Origin of the sequence: Nitrososphaera sp. (genome assembly GCF_036397675.1) — an archaeon.
Taxonomy (GTDB): domain Archaea; phylum Thermoproteota; class Nitrososphaeria; order Nitrososphaerales; family Nitrososphaeraceae; genus Nitrososphaera.
In genome coordinates, this window is the sequence record NZ_DASWIL010000038.1 from 65,017 (window position 1) to 88,592 (window position 23,576).

A 23,576-nucleotide genomic window follows, 5' to 3' on the forward strand; every position below is an offset into this window, starting at 1 on the left:
TAAACAGAAGAAATTGAACAGAGCTTGACAGTGAACATGCTCGTCTACGCCGCAGCAGGCGGCATCACCGTCGCGGCAGTCGCAGTGTTTTTCCTTCTTGGACCGGGAATAGCATTGCCTGATCCGCAGGAGCGTCCCGAGGCACAGGTCATCCCGCCGGTCGTGGCAGTCAGGGACGTGTCGGTGACAAGCGAAGGTGACAGGGCGCAAGTGCGGGTGGTGTTTACAGTTGATAATCCCAACCAGAGGCCGATGTACCTTGAGGAGATACAGTACGACCTGCTTGTAAATGACAAGCCCATGGGGCTGGGCCAGTGGGGAGGCATCCCGGAGGGCTTTTTGGCAGGCTCAGACACGTTGACACTTATCCCCTCAGAAGGGCGTGTCCCTTCCCTAAGGCCAGATCCAACGACTGTGACAAGGAGCAACCTGAACGCGGACGAGTGGGATAGCATGGTTGACGGGACTGCCACGTACACTATAAGCGGCAGGTCCACGTACAGGCTGACTGGGGCAAACCTTCAGACTACTGCCAATGCAGAGACGTTTGATTTGACATTTCCATAACGTTTTATGATAATATCACTTGCTGCCATTTCCCATACCAATAAGGATAATAAGTTTGGGAAAAAACGCATCGGCATGGCGGAAACAGCAGCTGCAATAATATTCGGTTCGACAGTCGGAGTATTCATCTTCCTCGCTGCCATCCTCTTTGGATCGAGGGCAAGGCGGTACAGTGGTGGATACACTTCGTCCGTGGAAAGCCACGGCGGCTGATCTTTTTTATTTGCCTTTTAGCTTCCCGAACAGGTCATCAAGCAAGTCGCCGCTCCCTTCTTTTAGCTTTTCCCTCGCGTAGCAGCGCGAATAATACTTGCAGTTCAGGCACAGGTCTGACGGCTCCACTATGGGCACCTTGTTTTCCTTGAGCAACGTGCTGAGCACCCTTGCCCGGCGGACAATCTCTTCAAACATCTTGTTGCTCTTGGTTATTGAGAACTCGGCGGTCTTGCCGTCGCCCGTCATGTATATCAAAAACCCGTCCTGCTTGCCAAGCGCAAACAGGCATGCGTTCAGGTAGAGCATGTGCCTCGGATGCGGAACCTCAGGGAGCTCGGGCACCACTTCAAAGCGGACTACGAACTCGTCGGCGATTATCATGTCGGCGTCCACCTGCAGCGCGAGGCTGTCCATCTTGTACTCGCCGTGCGCGTTATTCAGAGCCTTTCGCATCCCGTGGCTCAAGAGTATGGACATTTTCGTTATGTTGTCTGCAGGTAGAGGGTCGCGGCGCTCATAGTAGGCAAGCCTCATGCACAGCGATGCCTCGATTGCGTGGATCTGGTCAGGGTTTGCCTTGTCTATCTTGACGTCCAAGTCCTGGTACAACCTGTCAAACGTCTTTTCAATTATGTCGCGCAGGTTGCGGTCTCCAAGCATCTCGCGCGCTGTACCACCCGGCGGTATATATTGACTGCTAGAAACCCGCTCTTATCGGCTCTTCGGGCTTTATCAGCTCGCGCAAAAGCGTGGTCGCGTACGAGCCCTTGGGCAGCTTGAACGACACGCGCAGTGGATTTTGCGCAGACGCAAAGTCCCTGCACCAGAGCGGCGCCTGCCGAAAGCCGCCCTGCTGGCTGAGCTCCTGCATCTCCTTTATGTAAAAGTCTTGGGCGACCACGTCTTCTTGCTCCAGGAGCTCCTTTGTTATGGCTTCAAACCTGCCCTTCCCCGGCTGGAAAGTGTAGCCGGCCATCCTGACGGCCGGAACCATCTTTTTGCCTGAGGAATTGAACTTAATTATCCTGCCAAATGTGGCGGGCCCTTCCATCTCAAAGCATAGGTCGCCCTCCCTTGGGCTGGCGATGTCCTCCCCTGCCGCTATTGCCAGGCTCAGGCACCTGTTGAAAAGAAATGACTGGTAGGCCTGCACGAAGAGCCGGCGGATTGTTATGGGCACTGCCCGCAACGCCGCGACTGGTTCTCTGCCCTCTACCAGCGCGCCGAGCAGTTGCCGCTCGATGTCCATGCCCCGGGGCATCTCCTTCAAGGCTTTTCGGTAGTTTGCAGGGTCTTCGCATTTTTTCCTTATTTCCCTACTTGACTCCGAGTCGTATTGCGTCGTGTGGCACAGCAAGAGCCGGACTGCACAGACAAAGTTCCGCCTGACCATCTCTTTGCCTACAAGGTGTGTGACCAGTCGCTCGCTCCCGAACCTCTGCAGGCCGTAAAAGTTGGCTATCTTGCTTATTTCTTGCGCAAAGCAGCCGGTGTCGCCGGCTGCATCGTGGATTGTTATATCAAACTCGTTCCCGGCAAGAGACTCTTTTCCAAGCGGTCTTTTTGTGAACCCCTGCAGGAAAAGCACGGTATGCCGCGTCTGGAGTTTTTTGGGCGGGTCATTCCACGCGTGGCTTGCGCCGGCGTATTGTTTTGTCACTGCCTTGGCATCTTTTATCCCCATCACACGAAGCCTCAGCCTGTGGACTCTCCCTATCTCCATCAGCGCGTGGTTCGAGTCCAGGCCTTCTTTTTCAAGCACATAGAGCGGGTAGCGGTGCGCGCCCCCAAACGCGGGCGACACGCCGGCAAGAAACGAGCCCTCCACGAGCTCTGACACCTTGAACCCCCCGCTTTCTTGCTTTATCGAGCCTCCGGTTCCCGAAAAGTCGGTGCAGTAGCACTCTATCCCGGCCATGCGGTCTATATCGGGGACTGGCTTCAATGGTTCTGCTTGGCCCGGCCCTGCTTATCTTTGTAACTTATATTTGCCGGCCCACTGATTCTGCGCATGGCATATTGGCTGTTCAAGCAAGAGCCATCCACATACAGCTACTCGCAGCTTGAAAAGGACGGCAAGACAGTCTGGGACGGGGTCTCAAACAACCTGGCGCTCAAGCACTTACGCGCAGTCAGTACGGGTGACAGAGCCATATTTTACCACACAGGCGATGAAAAGCAGGCAGTAGGCACGATGGATATAACGTCTGACCCGTACCCCGACCCGAAGGATAGGTCGCTTGTTGTAGTGGACGTAAAACCCGCAGGGAGGATGGACAGACCCGTGACACTTGGGCAGATAAAGGCTGACCCCACCTTTGCAGGGTGGGAGCTTGTACGGATTTCCAGGCTGTCTGTGATGCCCGTGCCGGAAAAGCTGTGGGACAGGATAATGGAGATGTCTGGCAAGTGAGATTCTATAAATAAGGTCTGGAGCTTGGTAAAATTGTGACTCCAAAGCGACAGGTGGCAGTCATGATAGGGGGATTTTCCGCGCTCGGCATAGGCGTGAGCATTGGGATAATCGCCTTGGGAGGGGGCTTTTCCGGAACCGGCGGAAATTTGTTCAACCCGCCGACTGACTCTGACATTTATGTTGTCGGCGCGCAGGTCGAGGACGGCGCCGAGTTTGTATACACTCTCACCGGCATGGGGCCGAGCACTTCGCTTGTCAACGCGGACGTCACGATAGCGTTTGACAGGCAGGAAGATTCGTGGCGCACCTCTTTTGCCATAGTAAACGGCACGGGCACACGGTCAGATTTTGATATGATGCTTTCAAGCCAGCTGACAAAGGAGGGCCAGGTAGACGCGCAGGTCAGGCCGTTCCTAGAGCCCGTCGAGTCGTCGATACTTGCGATAAGGGACATGACCTACGAAGCTGCCGACAAGTACCTGGTGGTCGGCGCACCGTGGAACACGATATTCTACTCCTCGTCGTCAACCATAGTCCGCATCACTGCGCAAGAGGCCGTACAGACGCCGGCGGGTACTTTTGACGCCTTCGTGCTGAGCTACAAGCTCGGCGAAAAAACCAGCATCATATGGGTGGTCAAGAACCTGCCGTTCCCCGTCAAGGCAGAAGTGTACGACCCTGGCGACAAGTTGCTGTACCAGTACGAGCTAGTCGGCCTTGGACGGGTTGTCAGCTAGTGCGGGCGAAATACACGTTCTCCATCAGCCAGTCGGCGTACTGGCGTACCTTGTCGTCGGCCTTGCACCAGAGGTGTATCGAGCCGGGCAGCACCTCGAGCCTGCTTCCTTCCATGACGACCTTGACTCCTTCCTTTCCCTCGTACATGTAAGCGTCCTGCGCCTTTGCGCCCGGCAGCATTTCTGCAGCTTTTTGCTTGACCTGCTCCCGGGAAACAGGGAAGGTCTTGCGCCACTTGTCAACGATGATGCCGATGTTCTCCGTACCGTACGCGTCGACGTCTGCTATCTTGGCCGGCACCGGGAAGTGCAGCTGTAGGTTGACGCCGTGGCGGGAGCCCACAAAGAGCGCCAGCTCGTTCACCTTCTGGTACGCCGCGTGTGGATTCTTTTTCGCAATGGCCAGCAGCACGTCGCGGTTTTGCGCCACGTTTAAGCGAAAATCATCCATTAGCGCAGAAAACGTAGTCGCCAACGCACAAGAAATGCACGTGCGGACTAATTAGCGTGACTTTATTATAGCGCCTCGTGGAGTGACATCTATCTGTGACCAGATCGGAGCAGCTTTTTGGCAGGGCGGGCAAGGTTATCCCCGGCGGCGTAAACAGCCCGGTGCGCTTTTACGAGCCGTACCCGTTCTTTGCGGCGTCTGCAAGGGGCAGCAAGCTGGTCACCGCTGACCACAAGACGCTTATAGACTATTGCATGGGCTACGGCGCGCTCTTGCTTGGCCACGGCTACCCATCAGTGGTAGAAGCCGCGAAATCACAGATAGACAGGGGCACGCTTTACTGCGTCCCCACGGAGCGCGAGGTGAAACTTGCCGAGATGATTACAAAGATGGTCCCCTGCGCCGAGATGGTCAGGCTTGTGAACACGGGCTCTGAAGCCACGATGCACGCGATCCGGCTCGCAAGGGCGTTCACAAAGAAGAGGGGCGTGATAAAGTTTGAAGGTGGGTACCACGGCGCGCACGACTACGTGCTTACCAAGGCCGGCTCGGGCGCGGTAAGCGCCCCGGCGTCAGAGGGCGTGCTTGCCGAAGCCTCCGCACACACTTCCGTCGTCCCGTACAACGACGCGCCGGCGCTAGAGCGCGCGATTGAAAAGAACCGTGACGCTGGGTGCGTAATAATCGAGCCGGTGATTGCAAACATCGGCCTCGTTTTGCCCGACAAGGGCTATCTGTCTAACGTCCGAAAGATAACGCAGCAAAATGATGTCGTTCTCATATTCGACGAAGTGGTGACCGGCTTTCGCCTTGCGCCCGGAGGTGCCGGCGAGTTCTTTGGAATAAAGCCGGATTTGGCTTCGTTCGCAAAGGCGCTAGGGAGCGGCTTTCCCATCGCCGTCATAGCAGGCAGAAAAGAGATAATGAAGCAGCTTGCGCCTTCAGGCGGCGTTTACCAGGCAAGCACGTTTGCCGGCAATCCCGTTTCAGTTTCAGCAGCCATTGCGGCGCTCGAACTTCTTGCATCGGGCAAGGAGGCCATCTATCCAAAGGTCGCCAGGGCGTGCGACAGCATAGTGGAAGGCGTGAAGGAGGAAATCGAGGACATGGGCGGCATCGAATGCACAATCAACTCGATAGGCTCGATGTTCCAGCTCTTTTTCACTCCTGACAAGGTCCGCGACGAGGCGAGCGCGAAAAAGGCCGACGTGGCGAAATTCAGAAAGCTGTTCGACGAGCTTTTGAAGCGCAACGTGTTCATACCCCCGTCGCAGTTTGAGACATGCTTTGTCTCGTATGCGCACGAGGAAGAAGACGTCGACAAAACCATCGAGGCGTACGGTGAGGCTTTCAAAAAGATAAAGGAACAGAAATGATGACAATCAGGGTAGGCACGAGGGGCAGCAGGCTGGCAGTAGCCCAGACAGAGCTTGCGCTTGGCGCGTTAAGGAAAGCTCACCCCGGCGCGAAATTCGAGATACTCATGATAAGCACCAAGGGCGACGTTGACAAGAGGCCGCTTTTCACGATGGACGCAAAAGGCATCTTCGAAAAGGAGATCAACGAGGCCGTGAGGAAGGGCGAGGTCGACTTTGCAGTGCATAGCCTCAAGGATGTCCCTTCTGACCTTTCTCCCGAGCTTGTAGTCGCCTGCGTACCCAAGAGGGCGAGCCCGAACGACGTGCTGGTAAACGACAAAGGACGAAAGTTAAAGGATTTGGCGGCAGGCTCGCTTGTAGGCACCAGCAGCCTGCGCAGGGCGGTGCAGCTGATGAAGGCAAGGCCGGACCTGAGGGTCAAGCCGATCCGGGGTAACGTCGAGACTCGCGTAAAAAAGGTCATTTCAGGCGAGTTTGACGCGATCGTGCTTGCGGAGGCAGGGTTGACAAGGATAGGGATGAAGGACGTGATAGTCGAGCGGTTCAGAGTCGACGAGTTCGTGCCGGCACCAGGGCAGGGAGCGATCGCCATCGTGTGCAGGCGCGACGACACCAAGACTGTGGAGATCCTCAGAAGCATTGAGGATCCTAGATCCAGGGCAGAGATAACCGCAGAGCGGGCACTCATCGAAAAGGTCGAGGGAGGCTGCAGGTTCCCTCTTGGCGCAGTCGCAATATCAAAAGACGACGAGATGACACTTTACGCAAGCATCTTTTCAGCCGATGGCTCAAGGGGTATCCGGACAAAGACTACAGGCAGCGCCAAAAACCCGGAGACGCTCGGGATAAAAGTCGCGGACGAGCTTTTGTCGCAGGGAGCGGCAGAGCTTGCCGAAGGATGGCGCAACGCCGTGGAAGAGTGGAACAAGAAGGCATGAGAGGCACGGTCTACATCTGCGGCGCCGGCCCGGGCGACCCCAAGCTGATGACGGTCAGGGCAATGGAGCTTTTGAAGAAATGCGACGTTATACTGTACGACAGGCTCGTTGGGCAGGAAATAATAGACAAGTTCCCTGACGGTGTCGAGAAGGTCTACGTCGGGAGGGCCGTGGGCGACCCCACCACGCACCAGAGGCGTACGAATGAGCTGATGGCAAGATACGCATTGAAAGGCAAGAGTGTGCTCAGGCTCAAGGGCGGCGACCCTTTCATTTTCGGCAGGGGGGCAGAGGAGGCGGAATACCTGCTAAAGTACGGCATCAGGTTTGAGATAGTGCCCGGGATAACCTCTGCCATTGCCGGCCCTGCGTACGCGGGCATACCGCTCACGCATAGGCGCTACTCTCCTTCAGTCGCAATAGTGACTGGGCACGAAGGAGTGGACAACAAGGGCGAGGCCGCGGTCAACTGGAAAAAGCTGCCCGGAGCGGTTGAGACCATCGTCGTGATGATGGGCATAGGTCAGCTGGAGCAGATTTCCAAGGACCTGATAAGGGGTGGCATGAAGCCAAGGACTAGGGTGGCGATAATAGAAAACGGCGCGACTGACAAACAGCGTGTTTTTGCGGCGACGCTTGCAACGGCAGCAAAGGCGGCCAAGAATAACGATGTCCGGCCGCCGGCCATAGTCGTCATCGGCAACGTTGCTTCGTTGCACAACAAGATTGCGTGGTTTAAAGGTGACAGGGATGCTAGGTCTGCGAAATAAGACCGTAGCGATAACGAGAAGCGAGGAAGATGCGCGCGAGTTTTTCCAGCTTGTAAGCACGGAAGGTGGAAAGGCTGTCGCGATACCGGCCATTGAGATAGTGTCAGCAGGCCCAGAGGTCGCGCAGAAGTTCATCGCATTATTGGAAAAGAAAAAACACGACTATTGCGCGTTCATGAGCGCGCAGGCAGTCAGGGTGCTATTTGGCCTTGTAGGCGAAAAGGAGGTCGCCGGCGCGCTGAAGCAGACTGCAGTGATAACTGTGGGCCCAAAGACGTGGCAGGAGCTTGAAAAACACGGCATAAAGGCAGACATGATGCCCGGCAGGTTTTCTTCCATCGGCCTTGTAGAACTGCTATCAAAAAAGGAGCCAAAAGGTAAAAAGATAATCATACCGCGCTCGGGCGAGGCAAAGGAGTTTGCCGCAAAGGCGCTGTCAGACCTTGGAATAAGGGTGGACGAGGTTTTCCTGTACAGCGCCCGCACTGCCGGCGTGACGCCTAGGTGGAAGGAATTTGGCGACTTGCTGGCGCAGAAAAAAATAGACGCGGTGGTGTTTACAAGCGCCTCAAACGTCAGGTCGTTCTTTGAGATAATGGGCAGAATGGGCGCAGAGCTGCCAGGGGGCGTCAGGGCGATTTCAATCGGCCCCTTCACGACGGCAGAGCTTGCGAAAAAGGGCGTCGGCTGCCACGAGGCCAAGGACCACACGATAAAGGGAACCGTCGAAGCGGCAAGGAAACTGTTTACAAGCCGGCAAAAGTAAAGACAAGCTTTACTACAGCAAAGATTATGATGGCCGCGCCTGCTGCCGCTGCAAGCAGGAACTTTTTCTTGGCCGGGACCATGCGCTTGATTTCGCGCCGGTTCATTAAAAGCTACCGCCAGCTTTATCTTTCCTGTTGCGCGATAAGGGCCGTTGGAAAGGTTTGACCTCATCGTAATCGGCAGCGGCTCCGGCCTTGACGTCGCAAACGCGGCTGCGCGGGGAGGAATGAAGGTGGCCATAATAGAAAAGGACAGGATGGGCGGCACGTGCCTCAACAGGGGCTGTATACCGTCCAAGCTGTTGCTGCACAGCGCAGACGTGATGGAGACCATCAGGACCGCCAGCACTTTTGGCGTAAACGTCGGGAGCGTGGCAGTAGATTTTGAAAAGATAATGCGGCGCACCTACGGCATCGTCGATCCCGACGCGGAAGGAATACGCCAGGCGTTTGGCAGCATCGACAACCCGATGCTTTTCCACGCAGAATGCAAGTTCGTCGGCAAAAAAGAAATAGCAGTCGCAGGCAAGACGATAACCGCAGACAGGATCCTGATTGCAAGCGGTACGAGGCCGGGCGTGCCCAAGATAGAGGGGCTTGACGGGTTGGGATTCATAACAAGCGACGAGGCTCTTAGGATAAAGAAACAACCGAAGGTCCTGACCATAATTGGCGGAGGGTACATCGCCTGCGAGCTGGCGCACTTTTTCGGCGCGCTTGGCACCAAGGTGAATATCATACAGCACAGAGACGTACTCCTAGCAGACGAAGATGAGGAAGTCTCAAAGAGGTTCACCGAGGTGTTTGCAATGAAGCATGGAGTCTACACCGGCTACAACCCCACGTCGGTTTCAAAAAAGAGCGGCAACTTTGTGGTGAGTGCAAAGGGCGAGCAAGGAAAGGAGATAAAGCTAATGTCGGACCAGCTCCTGATTGCTACCGGCAGGGTGCCAAACTCTGACACGCTTGACGTTGTGAAGTCCGGCGTCAGGACCGACAAGGCAGGGTTTGTCAAAGTCGACGAATATCTTGAAACAAATGTTAAGGGGATATTTGCGCTTGGCGACGCCGTCGGACGGTACATGTTCAAACACTCTGCAAACCACGAGGCGCAATACGCGTACAACAACCTAGCAAGGCAGAAAAAGGTAGCAGTGGATTACACGGCTATGCCCCACGCGGTGTTTGCGTCGCCGCAGGTAGCCGGAGTAGGGCAGACCGAGCAGGAGCTGAAGGAAAAAGGGGTGCACTATTCCAAGGCCGTTTACCCTTACATTAATACGGCGATGGGCGAGGCGCTAGAGGACAGGGACGGCTTTGTCAAGCTCTTGGTGTCTCACGACCGCAAGATCCTAGGCTGCCACATAATCGGGAGCGACGCGTCGGTGCTTATACACGAGGTGTTAGTGGTCATAAAGGCTGGATTAACAGTAGATGTCATTGCCAACACGGTGCACATACACCCCGCGCTATCGGAGGTGGTTGCAAGAGCGTCGTATTCTATTGAATGATAGTGGGTTCTGGTACTTTTCCTGAGTATTGTTCTCTGGATCAGTCATTGATTCTGAATAGGCAGACAGATCTATAAGCCTTACCACGAGGTTGATAGCTTCTAGATATATAGGCAGTTAATGAGTCGTGCTGCTGGTTCCCTGCGGAGTCTTTCTTGCTCCGACATACTTTACTGCTCCAATTATTAGGCACACAATTCCGGCAATAATAAGCACTATTCCCACCAATATTCCAATACCATAGGCGATAAGATTCTGGATTGTTGGATTATCTTGTACACTAACACCACCACCTTGTTGACCGATTGGCAAGTTCAGCAGTGCGCCGCTAATGGTAACAGAGCGCGAACCGACATTCTTTATTTCTAGCGTATGGTCGCCAGAAATCTCGGTTGTTGCTGGGCCAGTAAAAGGAGTCTCATTTATGTCGTATGTCGTCAACACCGTCCCATCTGGCTGGGTTAGCCGAGCCTGAAGGGGTACATCGGTAGGATCACCTGAAAGTGAGAGTAAGAGCTGTTGACCTGCTGGAAGATCCGCTAATACTGCTACAATTGAAAGATTAGGTTCCAGTGAAGTACTGTCGATGATGGTCGATCCTTCCAAGACTTGTTTAGTAACGCTAAAGGTTGAGACTCCTGCAATGACTAGACCTACTGCCAACAATACTCCGCCAATAATGAGAAGAGGGATACCAGGCTTCATAACGCTCGTTCATGGCGTGAACTATTATCTCTTGCGCTCCAGATAGCACAAAAGTTGACTAGGCTGGACCCTGAAAACTATGAATCAGATAAACATGGTCCTACGGTTAGTACATCTCCAGAGCGTGACGTTCTGGATTCTGTTACCATGAACGTTACAACAATAAATGTAGCTATAAAGTCATCGCTTGTTCCCTGCAACCACTCCTATCGATTTTGACTGCGGACATGCGTCTGTACATATGTTAACCCTGCTTTCTCTAGCAATACCGCGTATTCTTTTTCTGTTCTTTCCCTTCCAGTGAGAGCACACATCAGAAAGCAGATTTGGTGATTCGGGGTTATTTGGAAGACCTGGCGCTGGATTTAATCATCGTATGTTGATAGACAAAACAGATCTGTAAGGATTTCTAATTAAGAAACTTCTATATTAGCGGGTTATCAGTCATACCGTAACTACGTTAGACCGCATGAAGGGTTGAAAGGAAAGACACCCTCCGAAACATGTGGGATAACAGTAGAGGGTAAGAACAAATGGCTATCAAAAATTCAGAGCGCTATGAAACGATGGGGCTAACCGCAAGCGGACAAGCTATTCTAGAGTTTGTGGACCTCTCTAAGCAGATACATAATTCTGTAAATGATGTATTTGGTCAATCCTTCAGTGATTGAATCTGTTTTTTCAATGCTATGTTTTCTACATACAGGTCCTCGATGTAGCCGTAAACGTCCTTTAGAATAGTCGCATAGCTTACAAATAATCTTGCGTTAGACCCTAGAAATTCATCTCGGGGATATCTGGTGGCAAATTCTTCTAGTATTTTCTGGTATTTCTCCAGCTCGCTTCTTTTCGCTCGAAATTCCTCTTCTAACGTGCTAAATTCTTTCTTAACCATTACAACATGATTATCTATCAGGGATTTACCTTTTTCGTTCCTATCACCTGCCAGTCAATACGGACATTTATCGCCCATCAAGTTAACAAAGCCTAGGTCAGATATCCTTTTAACTTGCAAGCCAGATAACTCGCCTGATTGAGTAGGGATAGCCCCAAAGATTCCCTTATTGCTACAGTCGATAGATTGTTGGAGATTCATATTGACGTTACTCGAAAAGAAACGGACAAAACACCTATAATAGAACTGAAAAAGGACTTGGTCGAGTTGCGCGAAGTGCTAACCGAGTTTAATGCCGCTGTTCTGAAGTTCGCTTTTTCAGAGCCCGGTACTGACCCAGAGAAAGCGAAAAGGGCTGCAGATATTTTGACTAAAGTGGTAGGCAAGAGCATTCTTAACTCAAGGGATGTGGCCGTCGCAGGGATAGTATCCATAGAACTTGCAATAGCCGATATAAGGGACCCTGACCGAATGACCAGTTCCATAGCTTCTATAATTGCTAACTCGATGGTGTCCAATGGATGCATTGAGGGTCTCAAGAATTTGAGACAGGTGCTACTGTTAATCTAGGCCCTAGCATCCACGTGAATGATCTAGCAATTCTCGCAGTATTTTTTGATGAATTCCTTGTGGCCCAGATTGAGATATTCAAAATATGTATCGTCGATCATTTCCATAGATTTCTGAAGATGCAATATCTCTTGTTTGCATTCAGATGTCCAACCGTGACATACCTCGGCAAAGGCTCCGGTACCAGAGTTTCCAGATTTGAGATATTCGGCTGCCAAGCCTCTTGCTATTCTTGACCTACTGGGACCTTTTTTGCGCATCTCTTCCGATACGTCGGACACTCCCGCCACATTCTCGCGAGAGAGGACCATGGAAGAAACATTTGAGTGGGTAGCAACCATAGACCGAACACCGACCAGGAATTGTTCAAGAGCCTCAATAGACATGGATCCGAGCGCTCCGACGTTGATTCCAAGCCTCTGCAGTTCTTGCAGGAGTTCATACCCTGACCTGGGAGCGTTGTTCGGGGTCTCTACGTTCGATTCAACGGTCTCCTCTTCAATCAAGATATCCTTTTGCTCGGTCTTCATTAGGCTCTATAGGTAGTGGTATCATTTAAATCTATCTTTAAAGTAACATATGAAGTATCTAATAAAGGATACTAGCCCGAAAAGACTCCATTCGCGAAATAAAGTAAGACCCCTCAAAATTTTGGCTCCTCCCAGGGGGCCTATACTCCCAGATCCTGCCAAAAGGGTGCCGGTTAAGGTTAAGATGGGAGTTAACTGTGCCCAAAAGAGCCCCATCGCACGTAAGGACTGGACCCTACACAATATTTTTCAAAATTCTAGAATTACTGGGTACAGACTGATTCCTACCCCAGTCAGATAGGAGCGGAGAGCATCGCATCTTTTGATAGGCCATGAACCTGAAGGCCATATCAAACGCCCAATCGATGTCCTTTTTGCCCCTTTCAACAAATAGCCTGGCTTTGTCTTCTAGAGAGCCTTGCATTCCAATACCGGTCAGGAAAAGGTCCAGTTTGCTTCTGTACTGTCGTCTAGTCTCTGGACTCGCAATAGAGCCAAGAAATAGCCCGAGTGGGTCCCTCATTGAGACTGCCTGTTCCCGCTTCCCAATACCTCACGGTTGTAGTCCAAAATAAAGCTGGTTAAAGTAGCGGGTTCGGTGGGATTCGGACCCACGACATTTTAACCCAGTTGAACTGATTGGTTAAGAGCCAAACGCTCTGCCTGGCTGAGCTACGAACCCGCAAAACTTCTCGTGTGAAATGCGTTATTTAAACGTAAAAGAGGGAATGGAAAAGAGTCAGGCCGTCTTGGCCAGAGCTTCTTGCCTGTCCTTGATTATCTTGACGATTGCCTCCGAAGTCGAGCAGTTCATTACCTGCTTCTCCTTCAGGATGTGTCTGTAGGCGTCAAGGGTGATGTAGACAGGGATGGAGCCGGTGCCCTCAAGCAACGCTTTTACGCGGAGCAGGCCGTTTTCCATTCCCCGCTCGGCGATCTTGGAGAGCTTGACCTTGTCGAGGAATCCGCCAAGCGGACCCATCGGCATGTCATAGTCGACGTCGAGCGACACCTTGGACTTTTTCTCGCCCAGTTCCTCAAAGTTGACCGTTATCGCCCAGCGCTTGAACGGGCCCTCTATCATCTTGGCCACTATCTTGCGCATGGGCACGTACTCGGTGGTCTCGCAGTCCCACTCGAGCCTCTTGCCGTCGAAATCACCGCTAATCCTGAATATTGTGCCGACGCCAAAGGCTTCCTTTACTTTAACCGGCACGATGTTCAATCCCATGTTCTCCGGGAACTGGTCGGCCATGTGCTCCGGCCTTGCAAAATAAGTGAATGCCTCGGTGACAGGAGCATTGATTTCCACACTCTTTCTGATAACGGTCATCGTGAAAATGACGCTGGCATTCTGAATTTAAAGGTTTTGGGCTCTAAGATTTCAGTCTTGCATTGCATTACTGGAAACGCGCCTGCTGTGAAATATTTGCAGCCCGCGGCTTTTTAGGCCAGCGGGTTTGCGTTCACTATCTCGTCGAGGCACTTTATGACGTCCTGCTTTGTGACAGGTATCGGGTTGTTGTCAAGGTGCCCCTTGTCCGGCATGATGACGTCAGCGGCAGCGTCCAATGGTTGTTTCAGCTTCAGTGGCTCGAACTTTAGCTTTTGCGCTATTTCCTTGAAGCGCTTGTAGTAGATTGAGTTGTTGAACTTGTGCGCGACGGTCGTGCACGAGGAGAGCGCGTAGCCGTGAGGCACACCTTCGTTTGAAAAGACGTACGACAGCGCGTGTCCCAGTGTTGTCGACGAGTTGCCAAAGCCGATGCCTGAAAGCATTGCGCCGTACGGGAGCAGGCTGGGCTTGTCGTTTATTATAGCATCATAGAGGATGTCAAACGCCTCCTTGCAGAAGAGCTGGGTGAACGGGTTGCCGGCCCTGCTGTCATAGCCCTCCGACGCCTGCGCCGCGGCGTCGCAGGCAGAGTTACGCATGATGTTAAACGGCGTGCCGGGTAGAAAATACGGATCAACAATAGCCGCGTCGGCAAGGAACGCTTCATCCTGCAGGAGCTTTTTCTTGTGGTCAAAGCTGATGACCGCATACGTTGTCATTTCCGCGCCCGTGCCAAACGTGGTGGGGATGAGTATCTTGGGGATGCTGGTCAGCTTGCTTAGATATTTGCAAACGTCCATCGAGCTCCCGCCGCCAAGGCCGATGTAGGCGCCGATCTCCTTGCCCTCGTACTGCTTCTTTATCGCCTCGATTGATTCGATGGCAGGGTCAGGCGTGACCTTGTCGTAGACTTCATAGTTCTTTATCCCCATGTAGTCGAGCCACTTGTCGTAGATGTCGGGGGTCGTGGTCGTTATCACGAGAGAATTTTTCGGATACTGGAACTCTTTGGCGGCATTCTCGCCGAAGGCTATTTTCCTAGGCATCAATACTTTCCACATGGAAAAGCCATGTCCCTGCAGGGGGTTTTATGTCTTACTGGGTTACCTGCGCCTGCAGCTTCTTTTTCTCGTACCGCATCAGGTAGATTATGCCGCCTACCAGGAACACTTCGACCGATTTTGCAAGTATCCCTGCGATAGACACTGCCTCAGGCTGGTTGGTAGGCGAGAGCGGCGGCGGGAGTATGACAGAATACGTGTAGAGCCCGACCAGTATCGCGGTCCCGGCCATGCCGAAAAGGTTGAGCGCAACCGTCTTGCGGTAGTACTGCGATTTCTCTAGGCCTGTTTCCGACTTTAGGGTCAGCATGATGTAGAGCATGCCGTAGCTCACCTGCATGCCACCTGCCGTAATCAGGAATATCGGATACTCTAGTCTGAGCGAGGCGTGCTCTGAAAACACGGCAAAGTGCACTATGCCGCCGCCGACCGCGGAGAGCATCACCGCGTATTTTATTATCTCGCTTGTGTCGCGCAGCTGGCCTATGTTCCTCTTTTTCCGGTAGCTGAGCCACAATACCGAGCCGAGGCCGCCAAGCGGCACAAAGATGGCGCCAAGCACCGTGTATGTGAATATGTCGCCAAAACTCACCGAGATGTTGAGGTTAGAGACCACGCGCTCGCAGTTGCAGCCAAGTGTGCTCAAGAGCGTGCCCCTCGGGGAGTCGATTGAGTTGGAGTTGACGGGGCCGTTTGCCACGCTGAATATGAGGTGGTAGTTGCCGGCCTGCGGGAACGTGTAGTAGAGCGTAAAATCGCCGACGTCGTGCTTTGTCCAGGGGAACGCCTTTACGCGCTCACCCGTGCTTGAATAGATCTCGGCCATAGTCTCGACATCACGAACGTCGTTTCCGTCGTAGTCTTGGATGCTGAAGATTATGGCGGTCAGCTGGCCCGGCCCGGCGTATTCCGGCTCTAGCGCTTGGTGGATGATGTAGTCTTCTACACCCCTCTGCATCCCGTTGTAGTGCGGAAGGTGGTCAAGATGGGCAAACACTTGCGGCGCTGAAAACGCAAGAAGAGCCGCAACAGCCAGCAGGAACGGCCACGGAGCCACGTGGGTAAAGCCATCGATTGAAAGTATAAACCTAATCCCTTACGGCGGGGACGGCCATTTTCGCGGGCATCCTGTGCGAGTAAACCACCGTCATGAGCACCATCGAAAACAGCACTAGGCCCAGTCCTAGGTGCGCGGTGACCAGTAATGAGTGCAGACGCTCAACTATGACGACTGCGCCAAGTGCTATCTGGCCTATTACCGCGCCGGTGGCTATCAGCGATGCTATCTTCATTCCTCTGGGCGCGTCCTTTGACTTTAGGACAAACGCCGCAGTTGCCATTACAAGGAGGCCTGTGGTTGCGGCCACCGACCTGTGTATGTATTCTATGATGAAATCTTCGTGTGGCAAGAACCCCTGTGGGCACAGCGGCCAATCGGGGCACGTGAGCCCGACTCCCGACGCGCTGACGTAACCACCAATAAAAATCAAAGAAAAGAGGACGGCGAGAGTTGTAAATGAGAGCGATCTCAGGATCATTCTGTCACTTGCAGCTTGCCAGTCATGTACGAATGGATGATGCAATAGTAGTCGTATTCTCTTGCGCCGAGTCCCGCTGTATTTATCGTGGCTGTATCCCCTCCGTTGAGTATGCTGGAATCAAACAGTGCCCCCGTGTCAGGGTCAGAAGGTCCCGTGCCAGATGTTACCGTGTGTGGGATGTTGTCTGCATTAAAGACCGTTATCACGTCGCCAGCAGTTACGGTCATCGGGTCGGGGTTATAGTCTGGGTTGCCCTGAACTGAAGAGCCTAAAAGTATAGTCAGCGTCGGTCCTGAACCTCCACCTTCTTCTGCCTCTACTATCGTCAGCTGCGAGATCATATAGGGGTGAATGAAGCAGTAATATGGGATTGTATCGCCCACTTCGCCGTCAATCTCTATCTCGTCTGACGACTCGCCGTCGTTTACGATGCCCGTGTCAAAGAGCACGCCCGAGTCTTGGTCGTCTGTGCCTGTGCCCGAAGTCGCGGTGTGCGGGACGTTGTCATGGTTGATCCACACGACCTTGTTGCCCATGGGCACGGTCGCGTCATCGTCGGGATCGTAATCCGGGTTGCCCTGCCCAGCCGCGCCGGCAAGTATCGCTATCGTCGTGACGCCTGCAGCTGGAGGCGGTGGAGGAGGCGGGGGGCCAGTCTGGAGCCTTGTCACGGGCGGCGCGTTTGAGAAAAAGTTCTCAAACTGCGTCACGACTACCGCCGCGCCTATCGCAAGCGTAACTGCCACTATTATAATGCCCCTCGCCATCCTTCCCGGCGAGGTCAACACCACTGGCTCCTCTCCGTGTTCATGCTCTGTCATTTTCAGGGCCCCCTAGTGGTGCGGCTCCTTCCGCGTGTAGTCGAAGTACTGTTCGCCCAGTTTAAACGGGTCGCGCATGTCTGCAGGCTTGCCCTTTCCGGCGCTGTAGATCATGTTGGCCATGAACAGCGCGGCTCCGGAGCCTGAGATCATCGCCCCAACTGTCGCTATCTGGTTCATGATTATCAGCGGCTCCACCGGCACGTAGTCGAAGACCCTCCTTGGCTGACCGTAGAGTCCCAGCACATGCTGCGTGAGGAACACCATGGACACGCCCACGAACAGCAGCCAGAATGTGATCATGCCAACCCTCTCGTTGTACATCCTGCCGGTTATCAGCGGGAACAGGTAGTGTATCATGCCGAGGAATGCGAACGTGATGAGGCCCATGACGAACAGGTGGAAGTGTCCCACGACCCAGTAGCTGTCGTGCGTGAGAAAGTCGAGCGGCATCATGGAGTTAACCACTCCTCCAGCTCCCGCGTAGAAGAACAACACCAGGCCGCCCACCACGAACGACATCGGAGTCGAGAACTTGATCCTGCCTCCCCACATCGTGGCTATCCAGTTAAAGACGTGCAGGGCAGACGCAGGCACTGCTGCGAGCGTACCTACCATGAACGTGGTCTTCATCGTAAAGTCCATGCCTGTCGCGTACATGTGGTGCGCCCATGATGCAAACGCGACTATGGCCAGGAGTACGAACGCCGTAACCCCTGATTGGTAGCTGAACAGCGGCTTTCTTGCAAACCTAGGTATCAACTCGTACGCCATGCCGATGGCAGGTATCGCAAATATGTACACCTCAGGGTGGAACGTGAACCAGAACAGGTGCTGGTACGCTATGGGATCGCCTCCCATGTTGGGGTTAAAGAACCCGCTGACGCCAAGCCTGTCCGTAAACAGCATGATGAGCGCGGCTGTGAATGTCGGCAGCGCGACGAGTATCATGATTGACGTGACAAGCGTGCCCCAGACAAACAGCGAGGTCTTCATGAGCGGCAGGTCAGGGTGCTTCATCTTTAGTATTGTCACGATAAAGTTGATGGCCCCAAGTATGGACGAAAGTCCGAGTATCTTGAGTCCGAATATCCACATCTCGGCCGCCGGCCCGGGCGCCCTCAGGATGGAGTACGGGGGGGTCGCGTACCAGGTAAAGTCGGCCATGCCAAGCCAGACCAAGGCCATGCCTACTGGTATCATCCAGAACGCGACTGCATTCAGCTTCGGCCAGGCCATGTCCTTGTACTTGACCATTATGGGGATCAGGTAGTTGCCCACGCCGGCCGCAAAGGGGAGCAGCCACAAGAATAGCATGTTGGTCCCGTGGGTGGTGAAGATCCTGTGGAAGGTGTTCGGGTCGGTGATTATCTGCGCGCCGGGCAGGAAAAGCTCTGTGCGTATGACAAGCGCAAGCGCGCCTCCTATCATGAAGGCTACGAGGCTGAGTATGATGTAGAGAAGCCCGATGTCTGTGTGGTGGGTCGAAAAGAGTATCTCCCACATTGGACGAGGTTTCTTAACTTCTAGAACCAATCAAAATCCCTCGCTTGCTGCTTTATGCCGCTCGTTGCAAATAAAAGGATTTTGGCAATCATCTAGTTGCTCACGACCGCTGCTTTTGTCTCTGGCAGAACGACCGGTATATCCTTTGCGTCTATGTTAGCGCTAACGTTTGATACTCCCTCTTCAACGATCAGCTTGGCACGCATCTGGTAATGGCTAAAGCCGCAATATTCCCTACACTGGATAAGGTACTCGCCGGTTGCATCAGGCATGACCCAGACGGTGTTTATCCTGCCGGGTATGGCGTCTATGAGAACTGTCAGGTCAGGTATGTTGAAGGCGTGATTCACGTCCCTTGCGGTGACCTCGAACTTGTACGGGACGCCCTTTTGGAGGTGGAGCTCGCCTACCTCCCGAGTCCCATCCTCGTGCTCAAAGGTCCAGAACCATTGCTGGGCGATGACCCTCACCACCTTTGAGTCCTTTGGAGGGTGGTCTAGGAGACGCTCGACGTCCCAAGCCGCGGCGCCAAGATACACCAAGAGCATGATGACGACGCCGACGTAGACCCACTCTATCATCCCGTGGCCCATCTAGCGGTGTCCCTCCTGCGGACCCCTCGGAATGTTCTTGGGGTTTGACTCGCGGAAACGGAAAACGACATAAGCGATAACGCCCATGATGACTGCGCCTATGGTGAACGCGACTACCATGCCCTTGTAGAACAGGCCCCACACCTCAACGCGATTGATGATTATATTGTCTGACTCTTGCGCGAACACAGGCTGAATTATAGAAAAGACTACCACGGGAACGATCAGGAGTACGGCATGCCGTAGAGAGATTCCCATACGCGTCGATTTGGACAAGATATGTTATTTAAGGTTTTGGGAGTTTATTCATGCGGGTAGCGGTGCATCGCCATCACATTGACGCCCGAAAGAGAATACTCTCTGCTTTCCTGTTTCAAAATAGTCATCGACGCGTTGCGGATGTGCCACCGGTAGAGCGCCTCCGGCTTTAGATCCAAAAGAGTAGAAATCGCGGCCTTTATTGGATCAAGGTGCGTGACGCACAGCACGTTCCTGTCCGCGTGCCTGTGGGCGACTTCGTCGAGCAGGCTCTTGACCCGTCTCTTCACTTCCAGAAAAGGCTCGACCCCAAAGCTCTCAAGGACCGGGTCGTGCTCGGCGTAGAACTTCAAAAATAGGTTGCCGTACTTTGTCACTACTTCTTCATAGTTCATCCCCACCAGCTTACCAAGCTCTATTTCGTACAGGCGCTCGTCAACTTCGTAGCAGGCCCCGACGGCATCGCAGACAATCTCTGCAGTTTCCAGCGCGCGCATGACAGGCGACACTACCACCTTGTCTATGGGGACGTTTTTCAGCTGCTTCGCCGCGTCGGCCACCTGCTCCCTGCCGAATTCAGTCAAGTGCGACTCCAGGTGGCGGCCTACGAGCATGCGGTTGACGTTGTTGTCGGCCTGCCCGTGGCGCATAAAGATGACTAGCCGCACAGGGATGGAGTTGCCTGGCCGCTACTTAATTATTTACAATGTGAAAGTTAATATTCAAACTTCTCGCAACCGGGTACATGAACATTGGAATAGTAGGCGGCACCGGCGGCATGGGCGAGGGCTTTGCCCTCAGGTGGTGTGTCAAGCATGACGTTATCGTTGGCTCGAGGGAGGCAAAGAAGGCGCAGGAGGCAGCCGCAAACTATGCAAACGCTGCAAAGCAGGCGTATGGCAGCTCGATCGCCGGGAGCATCACCGGCGACGACAACATCTCCCTTGCAAAAAACTCTGATGTGCTCATACTTTCAATCCCGTACGAGTTCATCGACGACATGTGTTCGAAACTGGCGGCGCGGGCAAAAAGCGACTGCATAGTGGTGTCGCCAATCGTCCCCATGACACGGACGGATAGCGGCTTTGTCTACATACCTATCGAGCATGGCAAAAAGCCGGCAGCCGAACTTGTCGCCGAGAAAATGGCGCCAAGATCAAGGGTCGTTTCTGCTTTCCACACGATATCTGAAGTAAAGCTGAAAAACGTCGGCGCGGGCCTCGACGCAGACACGTTCATCTGCGGCGACGACGCAAATGTCGTCGCAAAGCTGAGCGAGCTCGTGTCAGAAATACAGGGCTTGAGGCCCATCTACCTGGGGCCGCTCTCACTCACCTACCAAGCAGAGGTACTCACCCCAATGCTCTTAAACGCCGCCAAGCACAACAAGATGAAGCACCCCGGCGTGAAACTGACGTAAACGTTATGAGCACTGGTGTTGGCATAAGACCATGCGGCGGCAGGAGCGAGGGCCGGGGCGCGGGCACAACTGGATGTCCGCGATGGGCATACTGTTCTTTGTAGCCGCAGGAATAATCGCGATAAGGAACCTTGTGCTTTACAGCCTTGGAGCGGCGTCTGGTTTGGTGGAAAGCGGCACGCAGATCTTTTTCGACAATTTTGTAAACGCAGAACTTACTAACGAAAAATTCGTGCTTGCCATGTTTGCGATAGGCGGGTTCCTGCTTTACTGGGGATATTTCAAAAAGAAGGAGGAGTATGGGCCGCCCGACGAGCACGAATGGCGCAGGTTCAACAAATAATTTCTAAAATAAGTCGATTGTCGAATAATATGCTCTCAATATTATATAAATTCCCTATCAAAAAATCGAGAAATCTCACTTAAATAAAAGAATTTCGCATTTTCGGGCCGTTTTGAGAAGGAATTAGCAAAGTTAAAGTCAGGGATTGCATGATGCAGTACAAGCTGGAGAAAAAGTCCGGATTATGAAGAAAAAGCACGCGAAATCAAAGGCCAAGGCAGCAGGAAAAACGAAAACTACAAGAAAAGTCCGAAAGGTTGCGCGGGTTCGCAAGGAAACGCCTTCCGCTGGCATGAAAAAAGTTGTCCGGATAATGGGCCAAGGCCAATTCTACATTGATTCAGTCACGCTCAAGAAGCTCAACGCCATAGACGACTCGCTGGTGGAGCTGGTCGCAAGCGAAAAGGCAGACGACGGCGAATTTCGGGCCATGCTTGCCGAGCTCAACCACGTTGCCGCAAAGCGCGGCAAGGCAGTCGAGCGTGGAGAGATAGTGAGGTCTGACATCATACTGCCAAGCGCCGACCTGCCCGTTGATGAAGCCAAAAAGCTGTTCAGGGGCGAGGGAGTAATACCGAACTAGGCCATGCGCAAAAAGCCCTCTAGCCTGTCCATTGCCTTTTCAAGGACATCTTCCTTGGCAAGGTAGACTATGCGGAAATGATCAGAACCGTAGGTCGAGCCAAAGCCCGAGCCATGCACGGTCAGCACGCCGGTGCTGTTCAAGAGATCAATGACAAATTGCTTGTCGTCCTTCCAACGGCCCCGGAGGTCTATTTTCGGAAACGCGTAGAACGCGCCGCGGGGACTCCTGCACTGTATCCCCATACCGGCCAGCCGCTTTAACACATAGTCGCGCCGCTTGCGCAGCTCGTCGACCATTGCCGGTATGTGATCCTGTGGCCCCCTCAATGCCTGGATTGCTGCATGCTGTACTGGCAGATTCGAGGCTATCCTGACCCTTGCAAGCTTGGGCACGTCCTCCCTGAACTGATCGAGTTTCCTTGACTGGCTGTTCATGCAGATGTAGCCGCAACGCCACCCGGTCATCAGATAGGCCTTGGAAAAGCCGTTCAACAGAACCACCGGTGCGTCCTTGGCCACCTTGCCTATGCCGGTGAACTGCGAGTCAAAGGTTATCCTGTCATATATCTCGTCACATATGACGTAGAGGTCATGCTCCGTCGCGATGTCTATCAATTGCTGCAGGCTTTTTCTGTCGAACACCTCGCCGGTGGGGTTATTCGGGCTGATGATGCAGAGGGCCCTTGAGCGGGGAGTTATCTTTTTGCGCAGGTCCTCAAGGTCGGGCCGGCCGTCGTCGTGCAGGTGGAACTCGACGGGTTTTCCTCCGTAAAATTTGGCGTACGACGCATACGGTGGGTAATATGGGCCGGGCATAAGCACCTCGCTGTTCGGGTCGACTATAGACGCGAGTGTCATGTCCAGGCCCTCCGACACGCCGTTTGTCACAATAACATCATCTTCAGTCACGGAGAGGCCTTTCTCCGACTCTTTTTCTACGATGGCCTTGCGAAGCTCCGGCAGCCCCTCTGAATCAGCATAAAAGTTCTCGTCACGGTTCACGGCGTCTACTAGCGCCTTTTTTATGTGGTCGGGCGTCTTGAAGTCGAACTTGACTGGGTCGCCTATGTTAAGGTAGATTATCTCCTTGCCCTGCGCCAAGTACTTGTTGGCGAAGGCCGTGATATCGCGAATCGCGTACTCGACGCCGTGTGTCCTGTCGGAGACTTTCAATTGCAAGCTTGGGTGCCCTACCGAGATAAATTGTTATGTATCACGGTACTGTTTACCATCTCATGTCTTCAGAAATCGGGCCGGCCGTCAAGCGCGCGATAGACGCGTTCAACAATAAAGATAACAGGACAGGGTACTTTGACTTGTACGACGAAAACGTGTTGCTCCACGGCTTTCCCGCAGGTCTGCTCCCGGGCATGGCGGGGTTGAAGGCGTTCTACAGCGGGCTGTGGAAGGCGTTCCCGGACGGCCGGCTTGAGCTGAGCAACGTGGTGGCGCAGGGCGACAGGGTCGCAACGATGTACGCGTTCACTGCGACGCATCAGGGCGAGTTCATGGGCGTTCCGGCGACTGGCAAGCGCGTTGAAGTAACGGGCATGACCATCCTGCGCTTTGTCGGCGACAAATGCGTTGAGCGCTGGAACGTGGCGGACATGCTGTCTCTCATGCAGCAGCTGGGCACAAAGTAACAATAAAAAGCATGTCA

The 23,576-nt window shown here is 53.5% G+C and carries 32 protein-coding genes and 1 tRNA gene; 14 read left to right on the forward strand and 19 right to left on the reverse strand.

Annotated features, from left to right (window positions below; genetic code table 11):
• Positions 1-24 precede the first annotated feature (24 nt).
• Together VGA14_RS09065 and VGA14_RS09070 are read left to right on the forward strand one after the other, a co-directional pair.
• On the forward strand, positions 25-567 hold the full coding sequence (locus VGA14_RS09065; RefSeq protein WP_331003436.1) for an LEA type 2 family protein: 543 nt from the start codon (positions 25-27) through the stop codon (positions 565-567).
• A gap of 75 nt (positions 568-642) precedes the next feature.
• Positions 643-780: a hypothetical protein gene (locus VGA14_RS09070; RefSeq protein WP_331003437.1), complete on the forward strand. Its 138-nt coding sequence runs from the start codon at positions 643-645 to the stop codon at positions 778-780.
• A 6-nt stretch (positions 781-786) separates the two neighbouring features.
• On the opposite strand, the gene VGA14_RS09075 is transcribed toward VGA14_RS09070, so the two are convergent.
• Positions 787-1,443 (reverse strand): hypothetical protein, encoded by a 657-nt coding sequence (locus VGA14_RS09075; RefSeq protein WP_331003438.1) that lies wholly within the window; start codon positions 1,441-1,443, stop codon positions 787-789.
• Positions 1,444-1,480: 37 nt separating this feature from the next.
• Entirely contained in the window at positions 1,481-2,728 is a 1,248-nt protein-coding gene (locus VGA14_RS09080; RefSeq protein ID WP_331003439.1) for a tRNA pseudouridine(13) synthase TruD, read from the reverse strand.
• Positions 2,729-2,794: 66 nt separating this feature from the next.
• Between VGA14_RS09080 and VGA14_RS09085 the strand changes: the two genes are divergently transcribed.
• Positions 2,795-3,196, forward strand: coding sequence for an EVE domain-containing protein (locus VGA14_RS09085; RefSeq protein WP_331003440.1), 402 nt, complete (start codon positions 2,795-2,797; stop codon positions 3,194-3,196).
• A gap of 35 nt (positions 3,197-3,231) precedes the next feature.
• Complete coding sequence (locus tag VGA14_RS09090) at positions 3,232-3,936, forward strand: hypothetical protein (protein ID WP_331003441.1); 705 nt, start codon at positions 3,232-3,234, stop codon at positions 3,934-3,936.
• Here the strand turns inward: VGA14_RS09090 and VGA14_RS09095 are convergent.
• Entirely contained in the window at positions 3,929-4,366 is a 438-nt protein-coding gene (locus tag VGA14_RS09095) for a hypothetical protein (RefSeq protein WP_331003442.1), read from the reverse strand. The two genes, VGA14_RS09090 and VGA14_RS09095, sit on opposite strands and share 8 nt — an antisense overlap.
• 116 nt (positions 4,367-4,482) lie before the next feature.
• Here VGA14_RS09095 and VGA14_RS09100 point away from each other — a divergent pair, with 116 nt between their 5' ends.
• From VGA14_RS09100 to VGA14_RS09115, 4 genes are read left to right on the forward strand one after another with little or no spacing between them, the layout of a single operon-like run.
• Positions 4,483-5,763 carry a glutamate-1-semialdehyde 2,1-aminomutase gene (locus tag VGA14_RS09100; RefSeq protein ID WP_331003443.1) on the forward strand — a complete coding sequence of 427 codons (1,281 nt, stop codon included), beginning with the start codon at positions 4,483-4,485 and terminating at the stop codon, positions 5,761-5,763.
• Positions 5,760-6,704: a hydroxymethylbilane synthase gene (gene hemC / locus VGA14_RS09105; protein WP_331003444.1), complete on the forward strand. Its 945-nt coding sequence runs from the start codon at positions 5,760-5,762 to the stop codon at positions 6,702-6,704. Before VGA14_RS09100 ends, hemC begins: the two co-directional genes overlap by 4 nt.
• Positions 6,701-7,474 (forward strand): uroporphyrinogen-III C-methyltransferase, encoded by a 774-nt coding sequence (gene cobA, locus VGA14_RS09110; protein ID WP_349257164.1) that lies wholly within the window; start codon positions 6,701-6,703, stop codon positions 7,472-7,474. The genes hemC and cobA overlap by 4 nt, the downstream gene beginning before the upstream one ends.
• Complete coding sequence (locus VGA14_RS09115; RefSeq protein ID WP_331003475.1) at positions 7,455-8,240, forward strand: uroporphyrinogen-III synthase; 786 nt, start codon at positions 7,455-7,457, stop codon at positions 8,238-8,240. Before cobA ends, VGA14_RS09115 begins: the two co-directional genes overlap by 20 nt.
• Here VGA14_RS09115 and VGA14_RS09120 read toward each other — a convergent pair.
• Positions 8,221-8,346: a hypothetical protein gene (locus VGA14_RS09120; RefSeq protein WP_331003446.1), complete on the reverse strand. Its 126-nt coding sequence runs from the start codon at positions 8,344-8,346 to the stop codon at positions 8,221-8,223. The two genes, VGA14_RS09115 and VGA14_RS09120, sit on opposite strands and share 20 nt — an antisense overlap.
• Before the next feature lie 47 nt (positions 8,347-8,393).
• Here VGA14_RS09120 and VGA14_RS09125 point away from each other — a divergent pair, with 47 nt between their 5' ends.
• Positions 8,394-9,752 carry a dihydrolipoyl dehydrogenase gene (locus VGA14_RS09125; protein WP_331003447.1) on the forward strand — a complete coding sequence of 453 codons (1,359 nt, stop codon included), beginning with the start codon at positions 8,394-8,396 and terminating at the stop codon, positions 9,750-9,752.
• A 117-nt stretch (positions 9,753-9,869) separates the two neighbouring features.
• Here the strand turns inward: VGA14_RS09125 and VGA14_RS09130 are convergent, their stop codons facing one another.
• Entirely contained in the window at positions 9,870-10,457 is a 588-nt protein-coding gene (locus tag VGA14_RS09130) for a hypothetical protein (RefSeq protein WP_331003448.1), read from the reverse strand.
• A 652-nt stretch (positions 10,458-11,109) separates the two neighbouring features.
• Entirely contained in the window at positions 11,110-11,352 is a 243-nt protein-coding gene (locus tag VGA14_RS09135; RefSeq protein WP_331003449.1) for a hypothetical protein, read from the reverse strand.
• Positions 11,353-11,490: 138 nt separating this feature from the next.
• On the opposite strand from VGA14_RS09135, the gene VGA14_RS09140 reads away from it, so the two are divergent.
• Positions 11,491-11,922, forward strand: coding sequence for a hypothetical protein (locus tag VGA14_RS09140; RefSeq protein WP_331003450.1), 432 nt, complete (start codon positions 11,491-11,493; stop codon positions 11,920-11,922).
• Between the two features lie 23 nt (positions 11,923-11,945).
• Here VGA14_RS09140 and VGA14_RS09145 read toward each other — a convergent pair whose 3' ends face one another.
• From VGA14_RS09145 to VGA14_RS09200, 12 genes are all read right to left on the reverse strand, one after another.
• Complete coding sequence (locus VGA14_RS09145) at positions 11,946-12,452, reverse strand: hypothetical protein (RefSeq protein ID WP_331003451.1); 507 nt, start codon at positions 12,450-12,452, stop codon at positions 11,946-11,948.
• A gap of 235 nt (positions 12,453-12,687) precedes the next feature.
• Positions 12,688-12,975, reverse strand: coding sequence for a hypothetical protein (locus VGA14_RS09150; RefSeq protein ID WP_331003452.1), 288 nt, complete (start codon positions 12,973-12,975; stop codon positions 12,688-12,690).
• A 67-nt stretch (positions 12,976-13,042) separates the two neighbouring features.
• Positions 13,043-13,134, reverse strand: a tRNA-Lys gene (locus VGA14_RS09155).
• 57 nt (positions 13,135-13,191) lie between these two features.
• The gene (locus tag VGA14_RS09160; RefSeq protein ID WP_331003453.1) at positions 13,192-13,785 is read right to left on the reverse strand and encodes an SRPBCC family protein; all 594 of its coding nucleotides are present in this window, start codon (positions 13,783-13,785) and stop codon (positions 13,192-13,194) included.
• A gap of 113 nt (positions 13,786-13,898) precedes the next feature.
• On the reverse strand, positions 13,899-14,849 hold the full coding sequence (locus VGA14_RS09165) for an iron-containing alcohol dehydrogenase (RefSeq protein ID WP_349257160.1): 951 nt from the start codon (positions 14,847-14,849) through the stop codon (positions 13,899-13,901).
• Positions 14,850-14,883: 34 nt separating this feature from the next.
• A complete protein-coding gene (locus VGA14_RS09170) occupies positions 14,884-15,906 on the reverse strand; it encodes a hypothetical protein (protein ID WP_331003455.1) in 1,023 nt (340 codons plus the stop codon).
• 31 nt (positions 15,907-15,937) lie between these two features.
• Positions 15,938-16,339, reverse strand: coding sequence for a COX15/CtaA family protein (locus VGA14_RS09175; protein WP_331003456.1), 402 nt, complete (start codon positions 16,337-16,339; stop codon positions 15,938-15,940).
• 44 nt (positions 16,340-16,383) lie between these two features.
• A complete protein-coding gene (locus VGA14_RS09180) occupies positions 16,384-17,211 on the reverse strand; it encodes a cupredoxin domain-containing protein (RefSeq protein ID WP_331003457.1) in 828 nt (275 codons plus the stop codon).
• Positions 17,212-17,223: 12 nt separating this feature from the next.
• On the reverse strand, positions 17,224-18,747 hold the full coding sequence (locus VGA14_RS09185; RefSeq protein ID WP_331003458.1) for a cytochrome c oxidase subunit I: 1,524 nt from the start codon (positions 18,745-18,747) through the stop codon (positions 17,224-17,226).
• A gap of 62 nt (positions 18,748-18,809) precedes the next feature.
• Positions 18,810-19,310, reverse strand: a complete 501-nt coding sequence (locus VGA14_RS09190) for a hypothetical protein (RefSeq protein ID WP_331003459.1) — start codon at positions 19,308-19,310, stop codon at positions 18,810-18,812.
• Positions 19,311-19,568 carry a heme transporter CcmC gene (locus tag VGA14_RS09195; protein ID WP_331003460.1) on the reverse strand — a complete coding sequence of 86 codons (258 nt, stop codon included), beginning with the start codon at positions 19,566-19,568 and terminating at the stop codon, positions 19,311-19,313. It lies immediately after the preceding gene.
• Between the two features lie 44 nt (positions 19,569-19,612).
• Positions 19,613-20,236 (reverse strand): histidine phosphatase family protein, encoded by a 624-nt coding sequence (locus VGA14_RS09200; protein WP_331003461.1) that lies wholly within the window; start codon positions 20,234-20,236, stop codon positions 19,613-19,615.
• A 77-nt stretch (positions 20,237-20,313) separates the two neighbouring features.
• Between VGA14_RS09200 and npdG the strand changes: the two genes are divergently transcribed.
• From npdG to pspAA, 3 genes are all read left to right on the forward strand, one after another.
• A complete protein-coding gene (gene npdG / locus VGA14_RS09205; RefSeq protein WP_331003462.1) occupies positions 20,314-20,988 on the forward strand; it encodes an NADPH-dependent F420 reductase in 675 nt (224 codons plus the stop codon).
• A 31-nt stretch (positions 20,989-21,019) separates the two neighbouring features.
• Complete coding sequence (locus VGA14_RS09210; RefSeq protein ID WP_331003463.1) at positions 21,020-21,331, forward strand: hypothetical protein; 312 nt, start codon at positions 21,020-21,022, stop codon at positions 21,329-21,331.
• 184 nt (positions 21,332-21,515) lie between these two features.
• Positions 21,516-21,914 (forward strand): PspA-associated protein PspAA, encoded by a 399-nt coding sequence (gene pspAA / locus VGA14_RS09215; RefSeq protein WP_331003464.1) that lies wholly within the window; start codon positions 21,516-21,518, stop codon positions 21,912-21,914.
• Here the strand turns inward: pspAA and VGA14_RS09220 are convergent.
• Complete coding sequence (locus tag VGA14_RS09220; RefSeq protein ID WP_331003465.1) at positions 21,911-23,089, reverse strand: aminotransferase class I/II-fold pyridoxal phosphate-dependent enzyme; 1,179 nt, start codon at positions 23,087-23,089, stop codon at positions 21,911-21,913. The genes pspAA and VGA14_RS09220 overlap by 4 nt on opposite strands.
• Before the next feature lie 62 nt (positions 23,090-23,151).
• Here VGA14_RS09220 and VGA14_RS09225 point away from each other — a divergent pair, with 62 nt between their 5' ends.
• Complete coding sequence (locus tag VGA14_RS09225; protein WP_331003466.1) at positions 23,152-23,559, forward strand: ester cyclase; 408 nt, start codon at positions 23,152-23,154, stop codon at positions 23,557-23,559.
• Positions 23,560-23,576 lie beyond the last annotated feature (17 nt).

What these genes read in the sequence shown, in the direction of transcription:
- VGA14_RS09070 (WP_331003437.1), top strand. Translation starts at nt 643, where the DNA reads ATGGCGGAAACAGCAGCTGCAATAATATTCGGTTCGACAGTCGGAGTA.
- VGA14_RS09075 (WP_331003438.1), bottom strand. Translation starts at nt 1,443, where the DNA reads ATGCTTGGAGACCGCAACCTGCGCGACATAATTGAAAAGACGTTTGAC.
- VGA14_RS09085 (WP_331003440.1), top strand. Translation starts at nt 2,795, where the DNA reads ATGGCATATTGGCTGTTCAAGCAAGAGCCATCCACATACAGCTACTCG.
- hemC (WP_331003444.1), top strand. Translation starts at nt 5,760, where the DNA reads ATGATGACAATCAGGGTAGGCACGAGGGGCAGCAGGCTGGCAGTAGCC.
- cobA (WP_349257164.1), top strand. Translation starts at nt 6,701, where the DNA reads ATGAGAGGCACGGTCTACATCTGCGGCGCCGGCCCGGGCGACCCCAAG.
- VGA14_RS09115 (WP_331003475.1), top strand. Translation starts at nt 7,455, where the DNA reads ATGCTAGGTCTGCGAAATAAGACCGTAGCGATAACGAGAAGCGAGGAA.
- VGA14_RS09120 (WP_331003446.1), bottom strand. Translation starts at nt 8,346, where the DNA reads ATGAACCGGCGCGAAATCAAGCGCATGGTCCCGGCCAAGAAAAAGTTC.
- VGA14_RS09130 (WP_331003448.1), bottom strand. Translation starts at nt 10,457, where the DNA reads ATGAAGCCTGGTATCCCTCTTCTCATTATTGGCGGAGTATTGTTGGCA.
- VGA14_RS09135 (WP_331003449.1), bottom strand. Translation starts at nt 11,352, where the DNA reads ATGGTTAAGAAAGAATTTAGCACGTTAGAAGAGGAATTTCGAGCGAAA.
- VGA14_RS09145 (WP_331003451.1), bottom strand. Translation starts at nt 12,452, where the DNA reads ATGAAGACCGAGCAAAAGGATATCTTGATTGAAGAGGAGACCGTTGAA.
- VGA14_RS09150 (WP_331003452.1), bottom strand. Translation starts at nt 12,975, where the DNA reads ATGAGGGACCCACTCGGGCTATTTCTTGGCTCTATTGCGAGTCCAGAG.
- VGA14_RS09160 (WP_331003453.1), bottom strand. Translation starts at nt 13,785, where the DNA reads ATGACCGTTATCAGAAAGAGTGTGGAAATCAATGCTCCTGTCACCGAG.
- VGA14_RS09165 (WP_349257160.1), bottom strand. Translation starts at nt 14,849, where the DNA reads ATGTGGAAAGTATTGATGCCTAGGAAAATAGCCTTCGGCGAGAATGCC.
- VGA14_RS09180 (WP_331003457.1), bottom strand. Translation starts at nt 17,211, where the DNA reads ATGACAGAGCATGAACACGGAGAGGAGCCAGTGGTGTTGACCTCGCCG.
- VGA14_RS09190 (WP_331003459.1), bottom strand. Translation starts at nt 19,310, where the DNA reads ATGGGCCACGGGATGATAGAGTGGGTCTACGTCGGCGTCGTCATCATG.
- VGA14_RS09195 (WP_331003460.1), bottom strand. Translation starts at nt 19,568, where the DNA reads ATGGGAATCTCTCTACGGCATGCCGTACTCCTGATCGTTCCCGTGGTA.
- npdG (WP_331003462.1), top strand. Translation starts at nt 20,314, where the DNA reads ATGAACATTGGAATAGTAGGCGGCACCGGCGGCATGGGCGAGGGCTTT.
- VGA14_RS09210 (WP_331003463.1), top strand. Translation starts at nt 21,020, where the DNA reads ATGCGGCGGCAGGAGCGAGGGCCGGGGCGCGGGCACAACTGGATGTCC.
- pspAA (WP_331003464.1), top strand. Translation starts at nt 21,516, where the DNA reads ATGAAGAAAAAGCACGCGAAATCAAAGGCCAAGGCAGCAGGAAAAACG.
- VGA14_RS09225 (WP_331003466.1), top strand. Translation starts at nt 23,152, where the DNA reads ATGTCTTCAGAAATCGGGCCGGCCGTCAAGCGCGCGATAGACGCGTTC.